Origin of the sequence: Rhodococcus sp. DN22, assembly GCF_036669995.1 — a bacterium.
Taxonomy (GTDB): Bacteria; Actinomycetota; Actinomycetes; order Mycobacteriales; family Mycobacteriaceae; genus Rhodococcus_F; species Rhodococcus_F erythropolis.
Window position 1 is genome coordinate 3,350,121 of record NZ_CP133326.1, and the last position, 22,153, is coordinate 3,372,273.

The following is a 22,153-nucleotide window of genomic DNA, read 5'->3' on the forward strand; positions in this document are numbered from 1 at the left end:
GTTTCTCCTCCTGGGTCAATCATCCAGATCATGAATCACTGGACTACGCAGTGCACTTTCTTCACGAGCATCTTTCACAGTCACGTTCGATACGGCCCTGCGCCCCGACTCGGCACATGCGTACCTAACGACCGTACCCTGCGCAGACCGCCGTGTGCAGCGAGACAGGCCGCGACACAACACGAGTTGGCCGGTCCACGCGCAGGTTTTCTACTCGGACGTGAGTCCCTTGTATGCCTCCGCGTCCAGAGTTGCCGCGAGTGCGGCGTCGAGTGTGGCCTCGTCGGCAACCTCGAGTTCGACCAACCAACCCGTGTCGTACGGGTCGGTGTTGACGAGGTCGGGCTGTCCGTCCAATTCACCGTTCGCTGCAAGAACTTTCGCAGTGAACGGAGCAAAGATGTCGGAGACGCTCTTGGTCGACTCGACCTCACCGAGCGATTCACCGGCGGTCACGTCTTCGTCGACAGCGGGAAGCTGGACGAACACGACGTCACCGAGCTGCGACTGAGCAAAGTCGGTGATACCGACTCGAACTGAGGTCGGGCCGGTTCGCTTCACCCACTCGTGCTCCGCGGTGTAGCGCAGATCGGTAGGTGTATCGAGCTCACTCACAGTGGCTTCCTTTCACAGGCCGTCCGAAAGTCGGACGCAAAAAGATCAATTTCCGGGTTGAGCGTATTGGCGCGGATTCAATTGTCGCAAGACGGAGATCGTGACCTGCTGCGATTGCTCGACGGACGACGTTCCGCCATTGCGTGCGACATTGTCGAAGACGCCTCCGGGAATGTTCAACGCTGCCGCCAATGTCGGCGGATCTCCGATCGCGGTCACAGTGTACGGCTGCTCGATCCGGGTTCCGTCCAATTCGATCTCGCCGCCGCGCCCACTCACCCACGAGTTCACGCCGATACGAATGGGTTCGCCGTTCGCACCTGCGATCGAGATGGCTTCGGCACCGGCAGCACGCAGTTCCTGGATGAGATCGAGAATCACTTCCGATCCGACGCCGCCCGCCGGATCTGTCAGGGTCATCGTCACACCCGGTCCAGTGGCCGGAGCGGTCCCCACTTGAATGGAGAGTGAGGTCAGCCGCGCCCGCGCCTCGTCCAGCGCTGCTCCCGTGTTGCCACCGGCTTCCAAAGTGGCAAGCGATTCCTGAAGATTCGCGACTTCCTGCCTCAGCGCGGCTTCGCGCCGATTCAAATTGTCGAGAACCACCAGGAGGTCGGCAGGGCGCGCGGCGTCGAGTGAATCTCCGGCCACTGTGCTGCGTACCTGTGTGGCAATCGCAACGCCGAGCACGCCCAACAGCACAGCAGCGAGGATTGCGAAGACGACGTTGGTGCGGTGTTTGGACGGTGAACGCAACTCGTGACGACCTTCACCCGCAGTGGTGACGGGAGGTTCTTCTTCCGGTTCGGTCGTGGAATGTTCCGCCATGACTCACGCTCCGAACAGTCGGCGTCGCAATGCCGCTGCGTTGCCGAAGATCCGGATACCCAACACGACGACGATCGCCGTCGAGAGTTGAGTACCGACACCCAACTGATCACCGAGCCAGACGATCAACGACGCGACGAGCACGTTGAAGACGAAGGAAACCACGAACACCTTCGCGTCGAAGATTTCGTCCAGATACGCGCGTAGTCCACCGAAGACGGCGTCGAGCGCCGCAACGACAGCGATCGGAAGATAGGGCTGGATCACGTCGGGCACCTGCGGGCTGAAAACTACGCCCAGGACGATGCCGACGACCAGTGCTGCGAGTCCGTACAGGGCGGAACCGGCCTTCATCGAACTCCTTCTGTCACTTGGGTTCTGTTGGTTCTGTTGCCACTCGGACGGCGCGAGGCGCCGCAGGCGGCAGAGTCAACGAATCGTCTTCGGCCACCGCGAAACCGACTCCGTACAGTTGCGAGACGCTAGACATTCTCACGTAGGCGTCGCTGACGACGAATTTCCGCTGCAGTGCTCGCGTGTCTCCGATCGCCTCGACGAGGTACGGGGAGAAAACAGGTTGGTTGTCGACGAGCATCGCGCCGCCCGCCTGACGAATGGTCACCGTCGGCCCGATTCGCACGCCGCCGACGGCGATCGCCTCCGCTCCCCCAGCCCACAGGGCGTTTACGACGGTCTGCAGATCGCGATCGAGGACAACTGTCTTACCGCCGACACTCCGTTGCGACGCATCCGAGAGGTTCGGGCGTCCGGCCGGGTCGGTCAACGTCACCACCAGTCCCTCCCCGTGAACAGCTTCGGCTCCTGCGCCGGATTCGACCGCTCGCAGTTGGTCGAGGACGGCGCTGCCGCGTGCATCGCCTTCGAGCGCCACGCCGCGCGCGGCGTCGACGGCGCCGCCGAGTGAATCGCGGGACGCGGCCAGTGAATCGATTCGATCCTCCGCATCACGGACCTTCGCCACCAACTCGCTTCGAACCTCTTCGGTGCCGGTCACCTGCTTCGTCGCTTGAACAGCCGAGACCGTGACGATGAACCCGATCAACAGTGCGCCGAGGGCCAGCCACGGCCCCGTCTTCGAGGATCTGTTCTTGGTGTGCTCGTGCTGGCGTTCGAATGCAGTTGCCTCGTAGCCCGGGTCGAGATGTTCGGTCATGAGTGACCGAAGCAGCGACGGTACCGGGTTACGACGGACGTCCTCCCCGGTCGACTTCATCGGGGCACGACCTCGTGGGTTCGCGCAACGTCAACGGCCTTGAGCACGTAGATCGCGGCAGTCCACACGTACAGGACGGTTCCCCAGATCAGGAAAGCGAAACCGAAGGCATGGGTGAACGGTCCGATGGCCCAGTCTCCGTGCCCGGCAAGAATCAACGGCAGAGCGAACATCAGTAGGAAGGTCGCAGCCTTGCCGAGATAAACCACCTCGGGCGGTGGCAGGCCACGCCTGCGGTAGATCGGCAGCGTCAACGCAAGCAGAAGATCACGGCCGATGAGTATCGCTGCGACCCACCAGGGAATGAAATCGCGGGCGACGAAGGTGACCAGTGTCGTCACGACGTACAGACGATCGACCAGCGGGTCGAGAAGCGCTCCCAGACGCGAGGTCTGTCCGAGCACTCTGGCCAGCTTGCCGTCGAGCCAGTCGGTGAACCCGCTGAGCATCAGCAGCGCCAATGCCCAGCCGTCCGAGTGCGTGACGAGCAGCAGGTAGGCGAACAGCGGCAGAGCGAGTAGACGCACGATACTGAGCACGTTGGGAACAGTGAGAATCCGATCCGTGGGGATCGGTTCTTGTTCGCCAGAGTTCACTGCACACACCTCGCGTCGTTCGATTGCCGTGCGGCCAGCTTTCCACAGCACGACGGACTATTCGCCGAGGCGCCGTAGCCTGAACTGTCCCGAGCGTGTCGAGCTGCCCCTATCTCCAGGCGAACACCGGCTGCTCGAGCTTGTCGATGCGCGTGTGCCGTCCGTTCAGCACTTCGCGGAACTGATAGATGACGGCTCCGGTCGGCGCATGGATCAGGCTCGTTCGGAACGGCCATTGGATCACCGGGTTCGGTGACTCCTCGATGGTGACGAAGCGCGAGTCCACGTCAAGCTCCTCCGACGTGACGGCATACACCTGGGCCACCTCGTCGGGATTGGGTACCAGTCCCCCGATGTCGTCGCCCGACCACATGACGAACGGCCGGATCACGAATCCCGAACGAGTGACGTAGTCGTCGAGCCGGCCGATGATCTTCGACTCGGGAACGTCGACACCCAGCTCCTCGGAAAGTTCCCGAACCGCTGCCTGTTCGGACGACTCGCCCGGGTCGACGCTTCCGCCCGGCAACGCGAATTGACCGGGGTGGGCGCGCATCTTGCTCGGCCGCTTCGTCACCGGGAACACTGGTGTTCCGTCCGCAGTCCGCATGACGACGATGACCACCGACGCCGAGCGCCTTCCGTCCAATTCGACCGACCGAGGTTCGAAAGCGGCAAGTGAGGCGACCACGTGGTCCCGATTCAGTAAATCTCCGTTCACCATGGCTCGACAGTAGCGCCACGAGACTGAGACCCTCAGCCAGTCTGGTCCATTTTGGCCGCTTCGCCTGATTATCGGTCTGTATTCCTGTCATGCTGAACAGGCAGAATCCACCGTGCGGCATGGCGAGAAGAGAACCTCGATGGCTGAGCAGTCCCAGACCCCCACCCCGCAGACCGACCAGGGCGCGCCGGGCGCGTCGAATCGGGCCTCTCGCTTTGCTTCCGACACGCTGAGCGTCCTGCGGCGTGTGCCGTTCACCGCGAGCGTCGTGCTCACCATCACCGTCGTCGGGATCGCGACCGGCGCCCTGTGGAATCACGTCCGTACCTACTCGTGGTTCAACGACATCGCCTACGGAGTTCCTGCCTTGCAGGAAGGCAAGTGGTGGACTCTCGTCACGGGGTGGTTCTTCGGATTGACGCCGGGTCAGTATGTTTCGATCATCGTCGTTTTTGCCTTCGCGGTCGGCTGGTGCGAATGGCGCCTGGGAACCAAGAACGCGGCCATCGTCACGATCAGCGGTCAGTTGGCGGGCGAACTCGGTGCATCGCTCCTCCTCTGGGCGGGCAGCCACACCGACTGGGATTGGGCTCGCAACCTCGCCACCCACCGCGACGTCGGCGTGACCACCGCAATCATCGCCGCACTCGCCGCGACCACGGCAACACTCCGCTCGCCCTGGCGAATGCGAGTGCGCGCCATTCTGTGCGCGTACATTGCGATCGCGTTCCTCTTCGAAGGCCGCCTCGCCGACGTGCAGCACCTCATCGCGGTCGCGATATTCCTGCCGGTGGGCGAGAAGTTCTTCGGCGACGGAGAGCGCGGGTTCATCCCCCGAACGCGACGCGAGATCCGCCTGCTCGGATTCATCGGCCTGCTCCTGATCGGCGTGGTCGAGATCGCCGTCTGGCTGTTCCCCGGAAGCGGACCGTTCGGGCCGACGGAAGCCGAAACCGGTTCGGGCTGGACGGCATTGATCGACGTGGTCATCGTTGCCCTGATCGCGGACCAGTTGCGACGAGGTCGCCGCTGGGCCTGGTGGGTTGCCGTGGTGTTCGGTTCACTGACGGTCTTGGCCACCGCCCTCGTCCTCGTTTCGGTCATCTTCTTCGACTACGAGAGCGCCGGCGCCGTCACGGTCGGTACCGCGCTGCTCTGGCTTCTCGAACTCATCTTGTTGATCAAGGGCCGCCACGCTTTCCACGTACCGATGCGGCGCAAGATTCGAGGCGGGCCGTTGTCCGGGAACGATCCGCGCGCCGCCGCTCGGGAACTGCTCAAACGGCACGGCGGCGGAACCATGTCGTGGATGACGACGTGGGACGGCAACAGTTACTACTTCGGCGAGTCGGGTGAGAGCGTCGTTGCATTCCAACGGCATGTCGGTGTCGTCGTGGTCCTGGCCGATCCGATAGCGAGCCCCGACCGACTTGCCGCAGCGGTGGACGAATTCACGACGATGTCCGAAGCCAACGGCCTCACTCCCTGCTTGTTCTCCGTGGGGAAGGAGACAGCCGATGCCGCCGCCCGGCGTGGCTGGCGCACCGTTCAGGTCGCCGAAGACACGATCGTCGACCTACCAGAACTGCAGTTCACCGGTAAATCCTGGCAGGACATCCGCTCGGCGCTCAACAAGGCCAAGAAGGACGACATCACCTTCCGGATGACAACATTGGCCGACGAGCCGTTCTCCGTATTGGCTCAGGTGCGCGCCATCTCCGAGGAATGGGTGGGCGACAAGGGGCTACCCGAGATGGGGTTCACCCTCGGAAGCGTCGAGGAGGCGCTCGACCGCGACGTCCGGGTCGGCTTGGCCGTCGACCCGACCGGAAGCATTCACGGCGTCACCTCGTGGTTGCCGGTGTACGGCGAAGGCGGCGTGGTTCAGGGTTGGACACTCGACGTCATGCGTCGACGTCCCGACGGGTTCCGTCCGGTGGTCGAGTTCCTCATCGCATCGTCGGCCCTCGAGTTCAAAGAACAAGGTGCCCAATTCGTCTCACTGTCCGGAGCACCGCTCGCACGCAGCGACGACGGCGCCGACGCCGCATCGATGGACCGCCTGCTGGACATGCTCGGAGCCGCGATGGAACCGCTCTACGGCTTCCGGTCTCTTCACGCGTTCAAGAAGAAGTTCAAGCCGAGGTACGAACCCGTTTTCCTGTGTTTCCGCGACGAGGCCGACCTGCCTCGGATCGGAATCGCACTGACGCGTGCCTACCTGCCCGACGCAACGGCTCCTCAGCTGATCAAGCTCGCCACCAGCAAGAGTTGACGCCGTGCGGTCCTGGTTCGAGCACACGGTCGTCGACACCGGCAGGCTCCCGCTGTTCTTCCTCCTACTCGCCTTTGTCCTGACGTTCCTGTTCATCCGCTTCAGCGTCCGGATGATCCGGGCCGAGGTCTCGTGGTGGCCAGGCAATGTCACGCCCGGTGGAATGCACATCCACCACATGGTTTTCGGTTTGATGATGATGCTCGTGTCCGGCTTCGCCTTCATCGCTCTGGCCGACTATCACACCCCGATCGCCAATTGTGTTCTCGCGTCGGTGTTCGGTATCGGCAGCGCGTTGGTCCTCGACGAGTACGCGCTCGTGTTGCATCTGCGCGATGTCTACTGGGCCGAGGAAGGTCGCTCGTCCATCGACGCGGTGTTCGTTGCCATCGCGATCTCGTTCCTTTTCCTTCTCGGGGTCCACCCGATCGGGTTCGCGGGAGAGTTCGACCCGTACGAGCAGGACCGGAGCCTGGCGACGTTGATCGGCGTTGTCGTCGCGATCGTGATCCAACTCGGACTAGCCGTGATCACGTTGATGAAGGGCAAACTCTGGACCGGCTTGATCGGGCTGTTCTTCACCCCACTTCTGTTGATCGGAGCAATTCGGTTGAGTCGCCCGGGTGCGCCGTGGGCGCGCTCGCGTTACCGCGACAAGCCGGCGAAGATGAGCCGGGCAGTGGCCCGTGAACAGCGTTATCGCGAGCCGATGATCCACGCGAAGATCTACGTTCAGGAAACGGTGTCGGGAAGTTTCGGTTCCACTCCCCCGCCCCCACCACCGCGCCCCGTCGTCGACACCGCAACCCCCACGTCGAAGGTCGGATTGTCGCGGCGGCTCTCGGACAGAATTCGCTGGCGTCGAACTCGCCGACGACTACGAACAGTCCCCGTCTGGCGTCTCCCCGTGATCCTCGTCGTCCTGTCCGTCGTCACCGCGAACATCCTCGTCGGGATCGACGGAGACCTGGTCAGCGACGGCGACGTCGGTACCATTTCCGAGGGCGTCGACGCCGGGGCCACCGCGACGCTGCTCAGCGTCATCGCCGGCGGGATGATCACTCTCACCGGTCTGGTGTTCACCGCCATCACCCTCGCAATGCAGTTCGGCGCCTCGCAGATTTCGGTGCGGGTGGTCCCGATGCTCGCGCAGCAGCGGGTGATGCGGTGGTCGATCGGCATGTTTCTGGCCACGTTCGTCTTCTCCTTGATCATTGCGCTCGATCTGGCGCTCGATTCGGAGAATTCCTCACCGACCATCTCCACGGCGATCGCACTGCTTCTGGCATTGGCCAGTGCGATCCTGTTCATCGCGTTGGTGGCGAAGGTCGGGTCGATTCTCAATTCCAGTCGGTTGCTGCGTTGGATAGCGGCCCAGGGCCGGAGCGCGACGATTCGTGCCTATCCGCTGTACGAGGACCTGCCCTCTGGCGCACCGAAACCCAGTCAGCCGCTCCCCCTACCCCAACCGCGCGAGTCCGAGAACTCCGAGAGCGCCGACGCACTGGTGATTCGCCTGCGCCACCTCTCACCCGACGGCCGGATTCTGCTGGCGATCGACCTCGCACGACTGCAGCGGTTGGCCGGCCGCTGGGACGTCTCGGTCGAAGTCGTCCCCAGCATCGGCGAGTTCGTCGCCCAGAACGCGCCCCTCTTCGAGGTACGCGGACCCTCGCTGAAGGTACGCCCGGACACTTTGATGTCGTGCTTGATCTTCGGTGACACGCACAGCCCGGTCGTCAGCCCCGGTGCAGCGCTTCAGTCGATCGTGGACATCGCGCTCAAGGCACTGTCACCCGCCATCAACGACCCGGGCCGAGCCGTGCAGGCTCTCGACCACATCGAAGATCTTCTGGTACTTCTCGCCCCGCGGGTCCGCTTCGACACGTCAACCTCGGATCTCACGCTGATCAGAGGGCAGCAACGCACCTGGACCGATTACGTGTCCGTCGCCACCGACGAGATCCGGCACTTCAGTACCAATTCCGCGCAGGTCCAGCGTCGTCTGCGCGCGGTATTCGCGACCTTGCTCGAAGCCTGCCCGCCGGACCAGCACCCTCCGCTACTCGAGCGCGTCGACGCACTCGATGCGCAATTGACCCGAGAATGGACCGGCGCACTCGACCTTCGGCTCGCGAGTGTGGCGGATCCGCAGGGATTGGGCTCCGAAGCCGGGGCGACCGGAAGAATTCACCCGCTGATCATCGGGTCTTCGGAACTTCCGGACGATCGTTCATCCGGGCAGGCCGAGTCGCGTTCCCAGCCAACCTAATTGACTCGCCAATCCAGCCGACCACACCTGGAAGCTGTGCCCTCCGTCGACCTCGGCGTACTGGACGTCCATCCCTGCGGCCTTTGCGGCTTCGTAGAGCGTTTGAAGACCTGGGCGGTAGTCGTTGTCCTGTTTGCCGACCACGAACACCCCGGCGCTGTCGGGGAACTTCTTCTCCCGGAGCAGATCCTGCGGATTCACTGCCACGAACGCGGCTTCATTGCCGCCGAACGCTGCATCGACCGTCTGCTTGCGATCGCCGAGTGTGGGTTCGATCTGACCGGACAGATCCAGGAACGTCGGATAGACCGCGGGGAAGTTCGTCGCCATCTGGAACGCGCAGGTACCGCCGTAGGAAAGTCCCCCGATCGCCCACTTCCTCGGGTCGGGATCCACCTGGAGGTTCCCGCGCACCCAGTCGGGAACATCGCGCGAAAGGTACGTCGCGACGTTCCCGAGTTGGGAATCGACGCAGAGCGGATTCGCCAGTTCCGACCCGGTCCCGTCAGCAACGACGACAACGGGAGCCAAGCCCGAATGCGCAGCGGCGTAGGCGTCCATGGTCTGGACGAGACGTCCGCCCTGTAGCCAGTCCTCGGGCGCGCCTGGTTGGCCGGCCAGCAGGACCAACACCGGCAACTCCGGTCGTGGGTTGGTGAAATACGCGGGCGGTAGGTAGATCTCGGCGTCGCGGGCGCTGAATCCGGAGACCGTCCCCGCAATCGTGACCGTGCTGACCTTGCCCGCCGACGGCATGTCGGCGGGAGCCTTCCATTGCGAAACCGGTACCGCCCCGTCCTTGCCGTCGTCCAGGTCGGCGAGTGAAACCTTCTCCGCGTCCGAGAGTCCCAGCACTGTTCCCAACGTCGGATACGACTGGAACTGCAGATTCACGTGAGCCGCGCTCGACACGACCACCAGGAGCACCGAGACCACGGTGAGCACGCGACCGTCGATCCGCGTCGCCGCAAATACCCGCGAAACACCCAGCAGCACGCCGAGAATGCCCAACCCGATCCACACGTAGACCGGACGGGCAATCGGATCGGGGAACGGGTGCCACACCTTCTCGATCAGCCAGTACAGCACGAGAGTGATCGCGATTGCCGCGACGATGCAGACCGGAATCGAGATCAGCACGTGACGCCTCGATCTCGAGAAGATCAGCCAGAGAAGTGCCAGAATTCCGAGCACCGTCACCACGGGCGGAACCGGGCCCGTGACCAGCGACAGATCCGTGATCGTGTGCACGTCGTCTCCTGTCGCAGCCCTGTTTAGACAATATCCAAGAACAGGACATTTCGGAGCTGATGGCGTCAGATCACCGCGTTCGACGCCTGGGCACGTAGGTCTCGGGCCAGGTGATCCCGACGCTCGAGAACAAGCCTCCGCAGCGACGCGGGCGCCTCAGCATTGGCCTGGATCCAGGAATCGACAGCAGAGGTGTCTTCAGCTGCCGGGAAGAGTCCGTTCACCAACCGTCGGGCGATCTCGATGCTGCGTTCGGACCACCACTTCCCCAGGGACGAGAAGTACTCTGCCGCATATCCCTCGATCAACGACGGGTCCGTGCCCGAACGGAATCCGGCGATCGTCGCATCCAGGCGGTCGTTCGAGAGTGAGGCATCGGTGGTCGCCGACGCCCAGGCAGCCGCCTTGGTCTCGGCATCGGGAATCGACGCCGCGGCGCGGACGTACGCCGTTCGACCCGCTGACGTGCTGTCCTTGCTCAGCTCACCATCGAAGTCGCTCACACTCGCATGGCCGGTCGCCGACAGGGCGATCCACAATGCCCACCGCAGATCAGGATCGAGAGCCAGTCCGACCGGCCCCGGGCAGGTGCCGTCGAGTATCGACCGCACCTCGTCGGCGCGAGCATCGTTGACCGCTGCAGCGGCCGACAGAGCCCGTGCCCATGCCAGCTGTCTTCCGGACTCCGGTTCGGCTTCGAACACCGCCTTCCAGGTCGTTTCCAACCAGCCTGCACTTACATTGGGCCGCAAGCTTTTCGGAACGTAGTGAAGAACCGCGTATTGGGCATCGGTCAGGATCGAGCTGAGAATCGCAAGATCTGTCTCCGCGGGAGCGAATCGTTCCACCATGTCGAGGTACCGGAACACCGAGAGCTGCGCATCACGCACCGAGTTCCACAGCGACGACCAGATCACCCCGCGCGCAAGCGGATCGCTCACGCGGTCCAGGGATGCCTCGACAGTGGACAGAGATTCCGCGTCCAATCGCACCTTGGCGTAGGTGAGGTCTTCGTCGTTGAGCAGTGTGAGTGCTCCGGGCGGAAGGTCGACCGACGTGCGTGATTCGGTGATGCCGAGTTCGACGCGTTCGGTGCGAACAAGATCTCCGGACTCGTTGTAGTCGTAGATTCCGACTGCGAGCCGATGCGGCCGCGGGTCCGTCTGGACCACATCGGTTCCGTCGAGCGACAGCGTGGACACCCCGGTGGTCTGCAACCAGATTCGGGCCCATTCGCGCACGTCGCGCCCGGAAGTCTCCGTGAGCACGTCGAGCAGATCGACCAGCGTGGTGTTTCCGTACGCGTGAGCCTTGAAGTACCGGCGTGCCGCTTCGAAGAACGCGTCACGCCCGACGAACGCCACAAGTTGTTTGAGGACACTGGCGCCCTTGGCGTAGGTGATTCCGTCGAAGTTAAGCTTCGCAGCTTCGAGATCGACGATGTCGGCGACGATGGGATGAGTCGTCGGCAGCTGATCTTGGAGGTACGCCCACGCTTTTCGCTTGATGGCGAATGCCACCCAGGCATCGGTGAAGCGAGTGGCTTCGGCGCTGACCAGCGATCCCATGAAATCGGCAAAAGATTCCTTGAGCCACAGGTCGTCCCACCAGACCATGGTCACGAGATCGCCGAACCACATGTGCGCCATTTCGTGCAGGATCGTGTTGGCGCGGCGCTGATGCTGCTCGTCGGTTGCGGAGCCGCGGAACACGTATGCCTCGGTGAAGGTCACCAGTCCCGGGTTCTCCATGGCGCCGAGGTTGTACTCGGGGACAAAGATCTGGTCGTACTTGCCGAACGGATACGGATAGTCGAAGTACTCGGCGTAGAAGTCCAGCCCCTGACGGGTGATGTCGAAAACGTTCTCCGCATCGAGGTACGGAGCCAACGACGCCCGGCACAGCGCACCCAACTCGACAGTGAGTTCGCCGCGACTCCACGACGACGCCACGCGGTGATACGGCCCGGCCGCGATCGCGGTGATGTAGGTCGAGATCGGCAGCGTCGGGGCGAAAGTGACGCGTTGTGCACCGTCCACGGAGAGAGTCTGGGTCGCGGGCTGATTCGACAGGACTTCCCAGCCGTCAGGTGCTGTCACCTCGAATGTGAAGGGCGCCTTGAGGTCCGGCTGCTCGAAGCAGGCGAAAACACGCCTGGCATCGGCAGGCTCGTATTGCGTGTACAGATACGTCTGATCGTCAGCGTCGTCGACAAATCGGTGCAGCCCTTCGCCGGAACGGCTGTAGTGGCCGTGAGCTGCCACTCGCACGACGTTCGATCCGCCGAGTCCGCGCAGCACGATCCGGGATCCGTCGTACTCCACCGGAATCGACGCACCGTCGACGTCCACGGAATCGACTGCAGCACCGATGAAATCGAGCCACGTGGACTCCACCGAGGACGTCAGATCAATTGTCGTGACCGTCGAAAAGGTCTTCACGGCGGAGTCGACCGCCGATCGCAGATCCAACTCCACCCGGTAACCGGCGACGGAGATGGCTCGAGATCGTTCGGCGACTTCGCTTCGATTCAGGTTCGCAGTACTCACGCACTCGATCCTGCCAGGCCGCGCGCGGCGATGTGAGCCGCCGTGCGCCTATCCCTTGAACGCGCCCTGCCAGACGGTGTCGAACGGCGTGTGTGCCGAGACGCGGCCTTCGATGCCCGCCGTGACGAACTTCTTGGCCAGAGCGACGGCTTCTCCCACGTCGGCGCCCTTTGCCAGCTCCGCGGTCACTGCGGCGGCCAGCGTGCAACCGGCACCCGAGACGCGCTCTTCGCCGACCTTGGGGGCGGAGAGAACCGTCACGTCGGTCCCGTCGAACAACACGTCGACGGCGTCGCCACCGGCGAGTTCGACACCGCCCTTTGCGAGCACGTACTTGGGTCCGAGATCATGGATACGACGTGCGGCCTCGATGAGGTCGTCGACGCTTTCGATGCTGTCCATTCCGGCGAGGGTGCGTGCCTCGAACAGGTTGGGTGTGACGACGGTGGCGAGCGGGAGGATCGAATCACGAAGTGCTGTATCAGTATCGAGAGCCGCGCCGGGCTCCTGGCCCTTGCAGATCAGGACCGGGTCGAGGACGACGTGGCGCCAGGACTGCCGACGCAGGCCCTCTGCCACAACCTCGATGGTGGCGGGCGTGCCCAACATGCCGATCTTGACGACGTCCAGATCGTGAGCCGCAGTGGCAGCCTCGATCTGATCAGCGATCACGTCAGGAGCGATCGGTACGAAGCGATGACCCCAGTTGTTCTTGGGATCGAACGAGACGATACATGTGGTGGTCGCTACGCCGTAGACGTCCAATGCCTGGAACGTCTTCAGGTCGACCTGCAGGCCGGCACCGCCAGTCGCTTCGGACCCAGCGATGACATAGGCGAGGTCAACCACAGCACAATCTCCTTCTTCGGACTTTCGAAACGTGCGTGGATGGCCACGAACGCGGGACCCAGTTTATCAACCGTTCCGACGTCTGGTTTTCGGCTATGCGGGCACCGGAGTTCCCCACGCGACGTCGTTGTCCTCGTATCCGAACGGCGGACCGACGAACTCGCCGCCGCAGGTGATCAGCGCGAGGGTTTCGGGTCCGTCGAGGCTGTTCAATCGCTCGACCGGCAGCTCGCCGTCCTTGCTGTAGTGATCGACCGCATCGATACGGTAGTTCCAGGTCTGTCCCCCGGCGCCCGCCACGGTCACGACCGAGCCGATTTCCAGTGTCGAGAACTTCTTTCCGAAACCGTCACCCTGATAGATGTCGTTGATGTGTCCGGTGATCACCACGGTGCCCGCGCCGGAGCCGGGAAATGCCGAATCTGCCCACCATCCGATCTCACTGACATCCTCGGGCGGAATGAGCGAGCCGTCCGTCGTCGTCTTGATCGGCAGGATGTCAGCGGTGCTGTTGCCTGTGCGCAGCGTGGTCGGGACATCCGGACCGTCGACCACCGCGCGAATCTCTGGCGGCAAATCTTGTTGGCCGGTCGCGAGGACGCGGGTCGGCGAGTCACCGTCGTCGGAACATCCGCCGATCAAGAGCATTGTCGCCACTACTGCAGCGGCCCACGTTCGGCTGGCCGTGGATCCAGGTGCCGCTGTCACGGACGAGAAGTCGGGCCGGACGGAATCTGGGCAATTGGTACTCGGTTTCCTACGTTACGACCGGGAAGTGCGTCACCGGAATCCCCACCGTTCCCACCGGAACCGTCACCACCGCCGTTCCCGCCACCGCTTCCATTCCCGCCGCCGCCGGGGCCCGGGCCGGGGCCGGGGCATTCACCTCCCGGATCGGTGGTGTCTCCTGCCAAGACAATCTTGACTGCCGAGAGGTTGACCGTCTGGTTCTGTGCCACTTGTCCAGGAGTTGTGACGTCGAATGCGAGCTTGGCACGTACGGGGATGACCGAACCGTCGTCAGCGTCGGTGACCGTTGACCCTGACCGGCCGAGATCTTGGGTCAACGTCATTCTGGAGATCAAATCCTGATCTCCGGTCAAGCCGGCGCCGTCGATCCGAAGGGTCCCTCGGACGGGACTTCCGTGGGCTCTGATCGTCACCGATGCGCGAAACTCGAGGATGTCTCCCGGCACTGTCCGCCACGCCTCGATCGAGTTGATTTTCGTTCCAGGCGATCCAGTCGAGATGTCGTACCAACCGTCGATCACGGCCGGATCGAGTGACATCGAATTTTCGTTGATTTCCGAGTTGCACGCGCGGGTGAGCGAAACGGGGGCAGCCGATCCCACTGCGGGGAGTGCTGTCGACACAACGGTCGCCAAGACGAAGGCCGTCGCGGTGATGCCCGCGGTACGCCTGCCGAAGATCGTCATTCTCTCGCTACCTTTTTCCGCGGACCGTAGCTTCCGGTCAATTCAGTCAAAATACCAGTACAGCTGGACAAATAGGTCGAATTCCGTGCCGAATTCCTCTTGTTTTCTGTGAACTTCGGTTACGAGCAATTTCTCCGCACACGCGTTCCGGCAAGGGGTACATCGGATCAACAGGGGTCAGAAGTTACATTTCGCCCGCACATCGGAGCAGATCGCACTGATTTCTCACCGCATTGGACAGGTATTTCCGTTTCATAGCGGTCAGCCGGTGGAACAACGATCACTACAACGAGCGTGCCGGGCACGTGTCCGGTCGCCCCCCCACCGAATCAAGGGAAACCGTCATGTCGGATACAACATCAGTCAAGCAGGGTTTCGCGGTAGGAACATCGATCGGGGCAGCCGTCATCTTGGTGACGGTCGGCATCGTGCAGTTCTTCCAAGGACTCGCTGCCGTCGCCGAAAACGAAGTGTTCGTAGTCGGGATCGACTACGTCTATCAGTTCGACCTGACGACGTGGGGTTGGATCCATCTCGTGCTGGGCGCGCTCGTCGCTCTCGTCGGGCTCGCACTGTTCACCGGAGCGGCCTGGGCGCGGGTGTCGGCAGTGGTGATCTGCGCGATCTCGATCATCGCGAACTTCTTGTGGCTGCCGTACTACCCCTGGTGGTCGACTCTCATCATCGCGCTGAACATCGTCGTGATCTGGGCTGTGTCGACATGGAAGCCCACCCAGACGACGCACGCCGCTGCGCATGCACCGTCAACGCCGACTCGATCTGCTTGAGTTGAAAGTATGTGTAGGTGGATGGCGTATTCCGGAGAGCCGATACTGGCCCATGACTTGCTGTTCAGGCCACAGCACTCGCTGATCGACCAGAGCCTGCATTCTCAACTCGGGGCCACGACGACAAATGGCGACGGCTTCGGAATCGGCTGGTACGGGGAAGGCCCCCAACCGGCAGTTTTCAAGAGCATCGAACCCGCGTGGAACGACTCGAACCTGCGCGAAGTCACCTCCCAATTGCGCACCCCTCTGCTGTTCGCTCACATCCGCGCCTCGACGGGAACTGCAGTGCAGCGCAGCAACTGTCACCCGTTCCGGCACCGGCAATGGTTGTGGATGCACAACGGTTCACTACACGGATTCCACGACATGAAACGGGAATTGGTGACTGCCATTGATCCGTCGCTCTTTCCGGATCTCGAAGGATCGACGGACTCGGAAACCTTGTTCTTCCTCGCGCTGACGTTCGGCCTGACCGACGATCCGTTCGAAGGTGTCGCGAGGGCCGTCGGATTCGTCGAGCACACGGCCCGCTCGCAGGGAATCGACAATCCGGTTCAGATGACCGTCGCCACGTCGGATGGCATCTCCACCTGGATCTTTCGCTATTCCAGCGAGCACCAGTCGAGGTCGTTGTTCTTCTCCACCGAGATTTCCACGTTGCGCAAGCTCCATCCTGAGGTGGATGCCCTGCACCATCTGAGTGAGGAGACCCGAATCGTCGTCTCCGAGCCTCTACGTGACCTTCCCGGCGCCTGGAACGAGGTTCCCGAATCCGCCGCAGGCGTCATCCGGCCCGGACGGGACGAGATGCGGAGCTTTGTGCCGATCCCACCAGCCTGATTGGGTCATACAACCAGGCATAGCTATGAAATAGCTTGCATTCGAAGCGCTTTCACGAAAACTGAGACAACGGAAACTCGGCACACTAGTCACGCGAGAGGATGAGCCGGAACGCCAAGCGAGCCTTCTCCGTATCCGGAGTGCCACCGGTGAGCAAATCGTTGTAGATGAACGACTCACCCACGCGACGATTGTGTCCGTCCACATCCGCACACCCCAAGGCGCCACCGCATCCCTAATTTGTGAAGACTTCCAAAGCCACGACTTCAGCCTCCCGCCTTCCCACCTACGAACGGCATGGGTAAAGTAAGCGACCTTCCAGAACGAGACACTTTCGCTGTGTCAGTTCATATTTCGGACAAATAACGTCGAAAATGCACCAGGGGACGGTTAGAGTGGAAGGCAGCCGAGTGTCGCATCAGTTAGTCGGGGTGGGGTGGAGGGGTCCAGGTTCTGATCTTCGTTCGTCCGCCTCCTGGCTCGCTCAGTGCGCGCCCCGCCCGCGCACGCTAAACCAACGAACAATTTCGAACGCGGCCCACCCCAACGCAGCGAGGCCACCCGTCAACCACGTGACACACCAAACACATAGTGCAAGAAAAGCCCGAAGACCACGGTGACGAGAAAATAGACCTGCCAGATTCGTCGATCACGTGCACCACCCCTCGCGGCGGGCGATGCCTCGACCTGATCGACAGGCTTCATCGTTCCATAACTGCACTCCTCGTAGAAAGCCGCCACCCAAATCCGTGAGTCACACGACTACCGAGTACCTGCGGATTGTTTTCGGCGGGCGGCTTCCGTGCTTCCACAGATTCGTCGATCGTCGCCGTCACGAAAGGTCACCCCGACCCCTTCGATACCCCAGTTGACAGTTGTGACCTCACCGTCCTTGTCCGAACCACTAAAAGAGGCGGTCGTACCCACCGCGCCGACCTCGACGACACCCCAACCGTCAGGCATCCGAATCTTCACACCTTCCGCATCGCAATCGTGCAGCACGGCCTGATCGAGCTCTTCCACCGGAATCTCCGACTGAACCTCGCACCTCGGTAAAGACTCGTACCCCGGCTCGATAACCTGCGGCTCCGGCCCACAGCCCGCAAGCACGCACGACAATCCACAGGCCATCAACGCTATCCGGAGACTAAAGAGGTCCCGCGACGCAGCAGCAATTCCGAGCATTTGTTCAATCTTCCACAACTGTTGTGCCGGCAGCGGCCGCATAGGGCTTCGGATTACCGGAGATCTACCTCCCGCGGCACCCGCGAGTAAATAGCAGGCCGCGTGAGTCAGTGGTCAACAATGAATGTGAAGCCGCCCGGCGGCAACTCGTGCACGAGGACCTCGTTGCCGACTCCGGTGACATCGTCAGGAAGAACTTGGGCTCACCGTCTATCTCGACGACCGAATTCATCGTCACCCCACGTTGGCATGGGACCCGCCGGAAAACTACTTCCCCTCCCTGCACCTGCGCACCAGGATGAAGCGGCCATGCGGTGTCGGGGACAGCCGCGCGGACGACATCGAGGTCGACGAGGTCGTCATCAGCAGTGATCAGTGAAGGCGGAAAGTCACTGAGCGCGAACGGAAGGTGCAGCGGCGTCGGATCCGGCTGCGGCGCCATCGGAGGTCGATCGGAAAAATCGACATCCCACGCCAACCCCATCGGTGACCGACGGCACCAGATACGAATGCTCAGAACAGGACTCGACACTTCGACGAACCGAATCAACGTACTCGGCCAGTGAGCCGAACAGGGGACCACTCTCGTCGCGACCGCTGCAGCAAATGAGCGGATGAACCCATGCTGTTCGCCCTCATGGGTGTCGACATAGAGAAAATCACCCGCACCGTCCTCAGCGAACGGAATGTAGGCAGAAGAAACATTTCAGCAGTTTCCCCTGCATTCTGCGCCCGAACCGTGGCAGGCCAATACGGCCCGAGATAGTAGATCGGATGCAACATTTCACGACAAAGCTGGTGCAAAGGGACCACTCGGGCGAGGGAAAGCAGCTCCACCCCAGGTAAGACTTCACCGACGAACTGATCGTCTTCCGAACGGAAAGCCTAGCCGTCGTGCAGAGCGAAGAACTCACGCAGCTCCTCCTGTCACGAAGCGACCGCGCCTTCAGCAGCCTCCCGATCCGCCAGAACCCGAGGCGCACGCACAGCCGCGGCCGTGACCGGGGCACAGTCGCGAAGGACGTCCGTATAGGCCTGCCACGCATCGGCAAGTGTCATGGTCCGAATCTATCGGCGAACAAGCACGACCGTCATCGCACGCAGGGAAAACATGCCACTACCCCCGATCAACCGGCATCGACCACTTGGGTTCAGACGGCGGTTGTCACCGCCGAGAATAAAACGCCGCACCTATCAGCACCCACCGCCAACGCCGCGCCTCTCCCCCACATGCCATCACCCACGCACCCCAAGCCGCACCAACCGCCAAAGTAGTCCTCCGTGACGCACATCAAAGACCAGACGGTTCGGTATCCTGCGGCAATGGTATTCGGGCGAACGATGACACAACCCACCTTCAGAGACCATTCGAGAAGGGCCATCGGCACCTGTTCGCCTCCCCATGACCGGTATCAGTGCAATCCCACAAGATTTCAGGATGCTTACCTCGAAGATGGCGGCAGCGTTCTAGTAGAACTCAGGATTGGCGGCCTGTTTCAACAAGTAATTTCGCGTCGAAGGAAAATCAGCGAAATGGCAAGGCCGTATACGAATTAACCTGAACAGTATCTGATTCCGTCAAAGTAACCCGTTTCCTCGGGACGAAAAGCCAGAGAAAGTAGCATGGAGTGATGTATCCACTATGGGAGCAAGGTCTCGATGAGACCCTTAAAGCAGGAAAACACAATAACTTCTCCTTTGCTATTGAGAGCATCACCGTGGGTTCAGGTGATGCCGTGCAACTGCCCCGCGCCGGCGTCGTTGCGGTTGTTGGGGGTAACAACGTCGGAAAGTCCACCCTACTTCGACAAATATACGAGCACTTGTCGCATGGCCCTGGCCAGCCCAGGGTGGCGATCCCTCCAGTTCTGACCGATCTCACGATGGAACGATCGGCCCCCGCGGCAGATCTGATCGCGTGGCTAGGCGAGCACAGTATCTTTGCGCTAGGGGCTCAAGGTCAGAGTGGCAGTTTCCATCGAGCCGGAGTGGGGGCAATAACAGCGGCCGATGCAAATACGTACTGGTCTGGAGCGTTTGGGATCGACAGGCTTGGAGCACTGGCATCGTTTTTGGTCAGTCACGCGAATGCTCGAGATCGATTTCAATGGGTTCAGCCCGTCGGTAGGCGAGGAAACTTCACCGATCCACCCACTCATCCCGTCCACGCACTAGAGGACAGGAAACTTTTGCTCGATGAATTGAGCAAATTATCGATTGATATCTTCGGCAGACCCCTTACGCTAGATCGAATCAGCGGAAATATACAGCTTCGCGTGGGTCAAACGAACTCGACACCCCCGCCAATTGACTCTGTAACAGAAGAATACCTTCAGGAATTATCTGAGCTAAAGCCCCTGCATGAACAAGGCGATGGCATGCAAAGTGTGTTGGGAGTCTTGATACCTCTAGTAACTTCAACACATCCAGTTATTTTGATCGATGAACCGGAGGCATTCCTACACCCACCTCAAGCACGAATCTTGGGTCGCGCCCTGGCCGACCTATCCACCCGACGTGGCATTCAAGTGGTAATTGCCACGCACGATCGAAACATTGTTATTGGACTACTTGAGGCGAAGGATGTAGACACCACGGTTCTCCGCCTTACTCGCCAAGAAGATGAAACGGTGGTGAAGCAATTGTCCGCATCTGAAATCTCGGAAGTATGGCGAGATCCTATCCTTCGGTACACCAATCTACTGGACGGTCTTTTTCATCAAATAGTCGTACTGGCGGAAAACGATCGAGATTGCAATTTCTATGCCGCCGCACTCGATCACCTACACACCACACACAACCTATCGATCAAACCGCACGAAGTACTATTCACCTCGACATACGGAAAGGGGGCAATGCCCCGAATATCATCCACTCTAAGAAACATTGGAGTTCGCGTTGTAGCAATACCCGATTTGGACGTACTTAACGAAGAGCCCTTAATGAGTCGTCTAGTAAACTCGGTCGGCGGTGACTGGTCCAAGATTTCCGGAGACTACAAAGCAGCAACTGCACAATTCAGACAGCCACGACCTAAGCCGAAAAAGCAAGACATCAAGTCAATGATAGATGCAATTCTGGACGAAAACCCAGATGAGGAATATAATAAATCAACAAAGGAGAGGATAGCAAAAGCGCTTCATACTGAAAGCCCCTGGCGCGACCTAAAGACTTTTGGAGACAGAGCGTTCACCGCCAACTCAACCGCCGGAGAACGCCTACTCGAAAGCCTGGATGAAATCGGCATTGTGACAGTCCGACTCGGAGAATTAGAGCGGTTTCACAAAGATTCAACAAAGGGCCCCGATTGGTTGCCTGCGGCGCTTGAAGCTGGAGCCCATCAGTCCTCTGAAGCCCAGGCTCAGATTATGCGTGTTATCCAAGCAGGCGGTGTTTCATTGGAACCTCGGACTGCCTCGCTGCACATTGATCCACTCTGAGAACGTGATTGAGAACTCGTGATCGTGGGCCGTGCTGCGGTGTAGAACGATGGGTGGCTCCTGATTTGGTCAGTGATTACCAATATCGCTGCCCGTGCCCAGGAGCCCACGAATGCCCTCATCGCCGATCTCGCTGTGCCCGTCGTACCCGCCCCATCCGTCGCGCGGACATTGCTGCGCGGTGTATCCGTCGTCGTCGCTGACCGACGCCCAGTGGGTGATCCTGGAACCGTTGCTGCCGCCGCCGAGCAACTCGGCAGGTCTCGGCGGCAGGCCCGAGAAGCATTGCCGCCGAATGATCCTGGATGCCATCCTTTAGCTGGTTCGGGGTCGTATCGCGTGGCGGCAGCTACCGGCGGAGTACCCACCGCCGATGACCGTATACGCGGTCTTCGCTCGCAGGGTGCACGTGGCAACGCATGCATGACACGCTGCGAGACCGGACACGCATGCACGAAGGGCGGGACCGGTGCCCGACCGCTGCGGTCATCGACTCGCAGACCGTGCCCGCAGCCGACACGGTGCCCCGATCCTGTCGCGGGTGGCACGGCACGAAAAGAACAAACGGCCGCAAACGGCCGCAAACGACACATTGCCTTGGATGTCAACGGCCTGCTGCTCGCCGTCGTGGTCACCGCCGCGTCCATCCAGGACCGCGCCGCCGCGCACCGGCTACTCGCCGCACTGCGTGTCGCGTTCTCCACCATACGGCTGGTCTGGGCCGAAGGCGGCTACCCAGGTCGGTTACTTGTCTGGGCGGAACATGTTCTCGCCCTGCGAATTCAGATCATCAATCGCAAACCAGGCAGTACCGGATTCCACCTCCGCCCCCGCGTGTGGGTGGTCGAGCTCACCCTCGCGTGGATCAGCAAGCACCGCCGCTGCGTCCGCGACTACGAAACCAGACCCGACCACCACGAAGCGATGGTCCCATCGCCATGATCGTCCTCATGACCCGCCGACTCGCCCGAACATGACGGGTTCTCAAACATGTACTCAGTAAGGTTTGGCCGCCAGGCATCTGAGAGTCGGATCCATCATCTGATGCGTTCCAAGTGGAGTCCATCCGGAATTGCGATGTATTCTTGCTCCCCGTTGGTCTTCACCTCAATGCGCGCAAGAAGTCGCTCGGGAGTGAATTCCGCAGCCCAGACCTCCGGGATGCCAAGCCATTTCCTCGCCTGCTCCTCTTCCGAAGTCCAACTGAAGCTGAACCTGAATTCTTCCGGAGAAGCACGGTACAGCCGAATCGAAGTGGTTGGGGGTGC

The 22,153-nt window shown here is 61.3% G+C and carries 20 protein-coding genes; 7 read left to right on the forward strand and 13 right to left on the reverse strand.

The window, feature by feature from the left end:
* Positions 1-210: 210 nt before the first annotated feature.
* The 6 genes from gcvH to RA302_RS15340 form a co-directional block, all read right to left on the reverse strand.
* Positions 211-615 carry a glycine cleavage system protein GcvH gene (gene gcvH / locus RA302_RS15315; RefSeq protein ID WP_003946160.1) on the reverse strand — a complete coding sequence of 135 codons (405 nt, stop codon included), beginning with the start codon at positions 613-615 and terminating at the stop codon, positions 211-213.
* A gap of 45 nt (positions 616-660) precedes the next feature.
* On the reverse strand, positions 661-1,443 hold the full coding sequence (locus tag RA302_RS15320; RefSeq protein WP_007731994.1) for a DUF881 domain-containing protein: 783 nt from the start codon (positions 1,441-1,443) through the stop codon (positions 661-663).
* A gap of 3 nt (positions 1,444-1,446) precedes the next feature.
* Positions 1,447-1,797: a DUF1290 domain-containing protein gene (locus RA302_RS15325; protein WP_003946178.1), complete on the reverse strand. Its 351-nt coding sequence runs from the start codon at positions 1,795-1,797 to the stop codon at positions 1,447-1,449.
* A 13-nt stretch (positions 1,798-1,810) separates the two neighbouring features.
* Positions 1,811-2,677: a DUF881 domain-containing protein gene (locus RA302_RS15330; protein ID WP_003946177.1), complete on the reverse strand. Its 867-nt coding sequence runs from the start codon at positions 2,675-2,677 to the stop codon at positions 1,811-1,813.
* A complete protein-coding gene (locus RA302_RS15335) occupies positions 2,674-3,273 on the reverse strand; it encodes a CDP-alcohol phosphatidyltransferase family protein (protein ID WP_030537518.1) in 600 nt (199 codons plus the stop codon). Before RA302_RS15335 ends, RA302_RS15330 begins: the two co-directional genes overlap by 4 nt.
* 109 nt (positions 3,274-3,382) lie before the next feature.
* A complete protein-coding gene (locus RA302_RS15340; protein WP_070161064.1) occupies positions 3,383-3,997 on the reverse strand; it encodes a CoA pyrophosphatase in 615 nt (204 codons plus the stop codon).
* Between the two features lie 139 nt (positions 3,998-4,136).
* Here RA302_RS15340 and RA302_RS15345 point away from each other — a divergent pair, with 139 nt between their 5' ends.
* Both RA302_RS15345 and RA302_RS15350 read left to right on the forward strand, forming a co-directional pair.
* A complete protein-coding gene (locus RA302_RS15345) occupies positions 4,137-6,272 on the forward strand; it encodes a DUF2156 domain-containing protein (protein ID WP_070161066.1) in 2,136 nt (711 codons plus the stop codon).
* A gap of 4 nt (positions 6,273-6,276) precedes the next feature.
* Entirely contained in the window at positions 6,277-8,544 is a 2,268-nt protein-coding gene (locus tag RA302_RS15350; protein WP_070161068.1) for a DUF2254 family protein, read from the forward strand.
* On the opposite strand, the gene RA302_RS15355 is transcribed toward RA302_RS15350, so the two are convergent.
* From RA302_RS15355 to RA302_RS15375, 5 genes are all read right to left on the reverse strand, one after another.
* The gene (locus RA302_RS15355; protein ID WP_193595269.1) at positions 8,506-9,795 is read right to left on the reverse strand and encodes an alpha/beta hydrolase-fold protein; all 1,290 of its coding nucleotides are present in this window, start codon (positions 9,793-9,795) and stop codon (positions 8,506-8,508) included. The two genes, RA302_RS15350 and RA302_RS15355, sit on opposite strands and share 39 nt — an antisense overlap.
* A gap of 65 nt (positions 9,796-9,860) precedes the next feature.
* Complete coding sequence (gene pepN / locus RA302_RS15360) at positions 9,861-12,344, reverse strand: aminopeptidase N (protein ID WP_070161070.1); 2,484 nt, start codon at positions 12,342-12,344, stop codon at positions 9,861-9,863.
* 48 nt (positions 12,345-12,392) lie between these two features.
* On the reverse strand, positions 12,393-13,193 hold the full coding sequence (thiD, locus tag RA302_RS15365) for a bifunctional hydroxymethylpyrimidine kinase/phosphomethylpyrimidine kinase (protein WP_003946192.1): 801 nt from the start codon (positions 13,191-13,193) through the stop codon (positions 12,393-12,395).
* Positions 13,194-13,286: 93 nt separating this feature from the next.
* Positions 13,287-13,901: a class F sortase gene (locus RA302_RS15370; RefSeq protein WP_231783390.1), complete on the reverse strand. Its 615-nt coding sequence runs from the start codon at positions 13,899-13,901 to the stop codon at positions 13,287-13,289.
* Entirely contained in the window at positions 13,898-14,629 is a 732-nt protein-coding gene (locus tag RA302_RS15375) for a hypothetical protein (RefSeq protein ID WP_070161072.1), read from the reverse strand. Before RA302_RS15375 ends, RA302_RS15370 begins: the two co-directional genes overlap by 4 nt.
* Before the next feature lie 344 nt (positions 14,630-14,973).
* On the opposite strand from RA302_RS15375, the gene RA302_RS15380 reads away from it, so the two are divergent.
* On the forward strand, positions 14,974-15,417 hold the full coding sequence (locus RA302_RS15380) for a hypothetical protein (protein ID WP_030537512.1): 444 nt from the start codon (positions 14,974-14,976) through the stop codon (positions 15,415-15,417).
* A 21-nt stretch (positions 15,418-15,438) separates the two neighbouring features.
* A complete protein-coding gene (locus RA302_RS15385; protein ID WP_031331541.1) occupies positions 15,439-16,260 on the forward strand; it encodes a class II glutamine amidotransferase in 822 nt (273 codons plus the stop codon).
* A 762-nt stretch (positions 16,261-17,022) separates the two neighbouring features.
* On the opposite strand, the gene RA302_RS15390 is transcribed toward RA302_RS15385, so the two are convergent.
* Positions 17,023-17,283 carry a hypothetical protein gene (locus RA302_RS15390; RefSeq protein ID WP_070161074.1) on the reverse strand — a complete coding sequence of 87 codons (261 nt, stop codon included), beginning with the start codon at positions 17,281-17,283 and terminating at the stop codon, positions 17,023-17,025.
* Between the two features lie 1,089 nt (positions 17,284-18,372).
* Positions 18,373-18,504 carry a hypothetical protein gene (locus RA302_RS15395; protein ID WP_256261708.1) on the reverse strand — a complete coding sequence of 44 codons (132 nt, stop codon included), beginning with the start codon at positions 18,502-18,504 and terminating at the stop codon, positions 18,373-18,375.
* A 572-nt stretch (positions 18,505-19,076) separates the two neighbouring features.
* Between RA302_RS15395 and RA302_RS15400 the strand changes: the two genes are divergently transcribed.
* The 3 genes from RA302_RS15400 to RA302_RS15410 all read left to right on the forward strand — a co-directional run bounded on the left by RA302_RS15400 (position 19,077) and on the right by RA302_RS15410 (position 21,827).
* The gene (locus tag RA302_RS15400; protein WP_218680911.1) at positions 19,077-20,885 is read left to right on the forward strand and encodes an AAA family ATPase; all 1,809 of its coding nucleotides are present in this window, start codon (positions 19,077-19,079) and stop codon (positions 20,883-20,885) included.
* A 112-nt stretch (positions 20,886-20,997) separates the two neighbouring features.
* Entirely contained in the window at positions 20,998-21,204 is a 207-nt protein-coding gene (locus RA302_RS15405; RefSeq protein WP_256938628.1) for a transposase, read from the forward strand.
* Positions 21,205-21,482: 278 nt separating this feature from the next.
* A complete protein-coding gene (locus tag RA302_RS15410; protein WP_256938627.1) occupies positions 21,483-21,827 on the forward strand; it encodes a transposase in 345 nt (114 codons plus the stop codon).
* Positions 21,828-22,153: the final 326 nt, after the last annotated feature.

What these genes read in the sequence shown, in the direction of transcription:
- RA302_RS15320 (WP_007731994.1), bottom strand. Translation starts at nt 1,443, where the DNA reads ATGGCGGAACATTCCACGACCGAACCGGAAGAAGAACCTCCCGTCACC.
- RA302_RS15325 (WP_003946178.1), bottom strand. Translation starts at nt 1,797, where the DNA reads ATGAAGGCCGGTTCCGCCCTGTACGGACTCGCAGCACTGGTCGTCGGC.
- RA302_RS15330 (WP_003946177.1), bottom strand. Translation starts at nt 2,677, where the DNA reads ATGAAGTCGACCGGGGAGGACGTCCGTCGTAACCCGGTACCGTCGCTG.
- RA302_RS15340 (WP_070161064.1), bottom strand. Translation starts at nt 3,997, where the DNA reads ATGGTGAACGGAGATTTACTGAATCGGGACCACGTGGTCGCCTCACTT.
- RA302_RS15345 (WP_070161066.1), top strand. Translation starts at nt 4,137, where the DNA reads ATGGCTGAGCAGTCCCAGACCCCCACCCCGCAGACCGACCAGGGCGCG.
- RA302_RS15375 (WP_070161072.1), bottom strand. Translation starts at nt 14,629, where the DNA reads ATGACGATCTTCGGCAGGCGTACCGCGGGCATCACCGCGACGGCCTTC.
- RA302_RS15380 (WP_030537512.1), top strand. Translation starts at nt 14,974, where the DNA reads ATGTCGGATACAACATCAGTCAAGCAGGGTTTCGCGGTAGGAACATCG.
- RA302_RS15385 (WP_031331541.1), top strand. Translation starts at nt 15,439, where the DNA reads ATGGCGTATTCCGGAGAGCCGATACTGGCCCATGACTTGCTGTTCAGG.
- RA302_RS15395 (WP_256261708.1), bottom strand. Translation starts at nt 18,504, where the DNA reads ATGACACTTGCCGATGCGTGGCAGGCCTATACGGACGTCCTTCGCGAC.
- RA302_RS15400 (WP_218680911.1), top strand. Translation starts at nt 19,077, where the DNA reads ATGTATCCACTATGGGAGCAAGGTCTCGATGAGACCCTTAAAGCAGGA.
- RA302_RS15405 (WP_256938628.1), top strand. Translation starts at nt 20,998, where the DNA reads ATGCCCTCATCGCCGATCTCGCTGTGCCCGTCGTACCCGCCCCATCCG.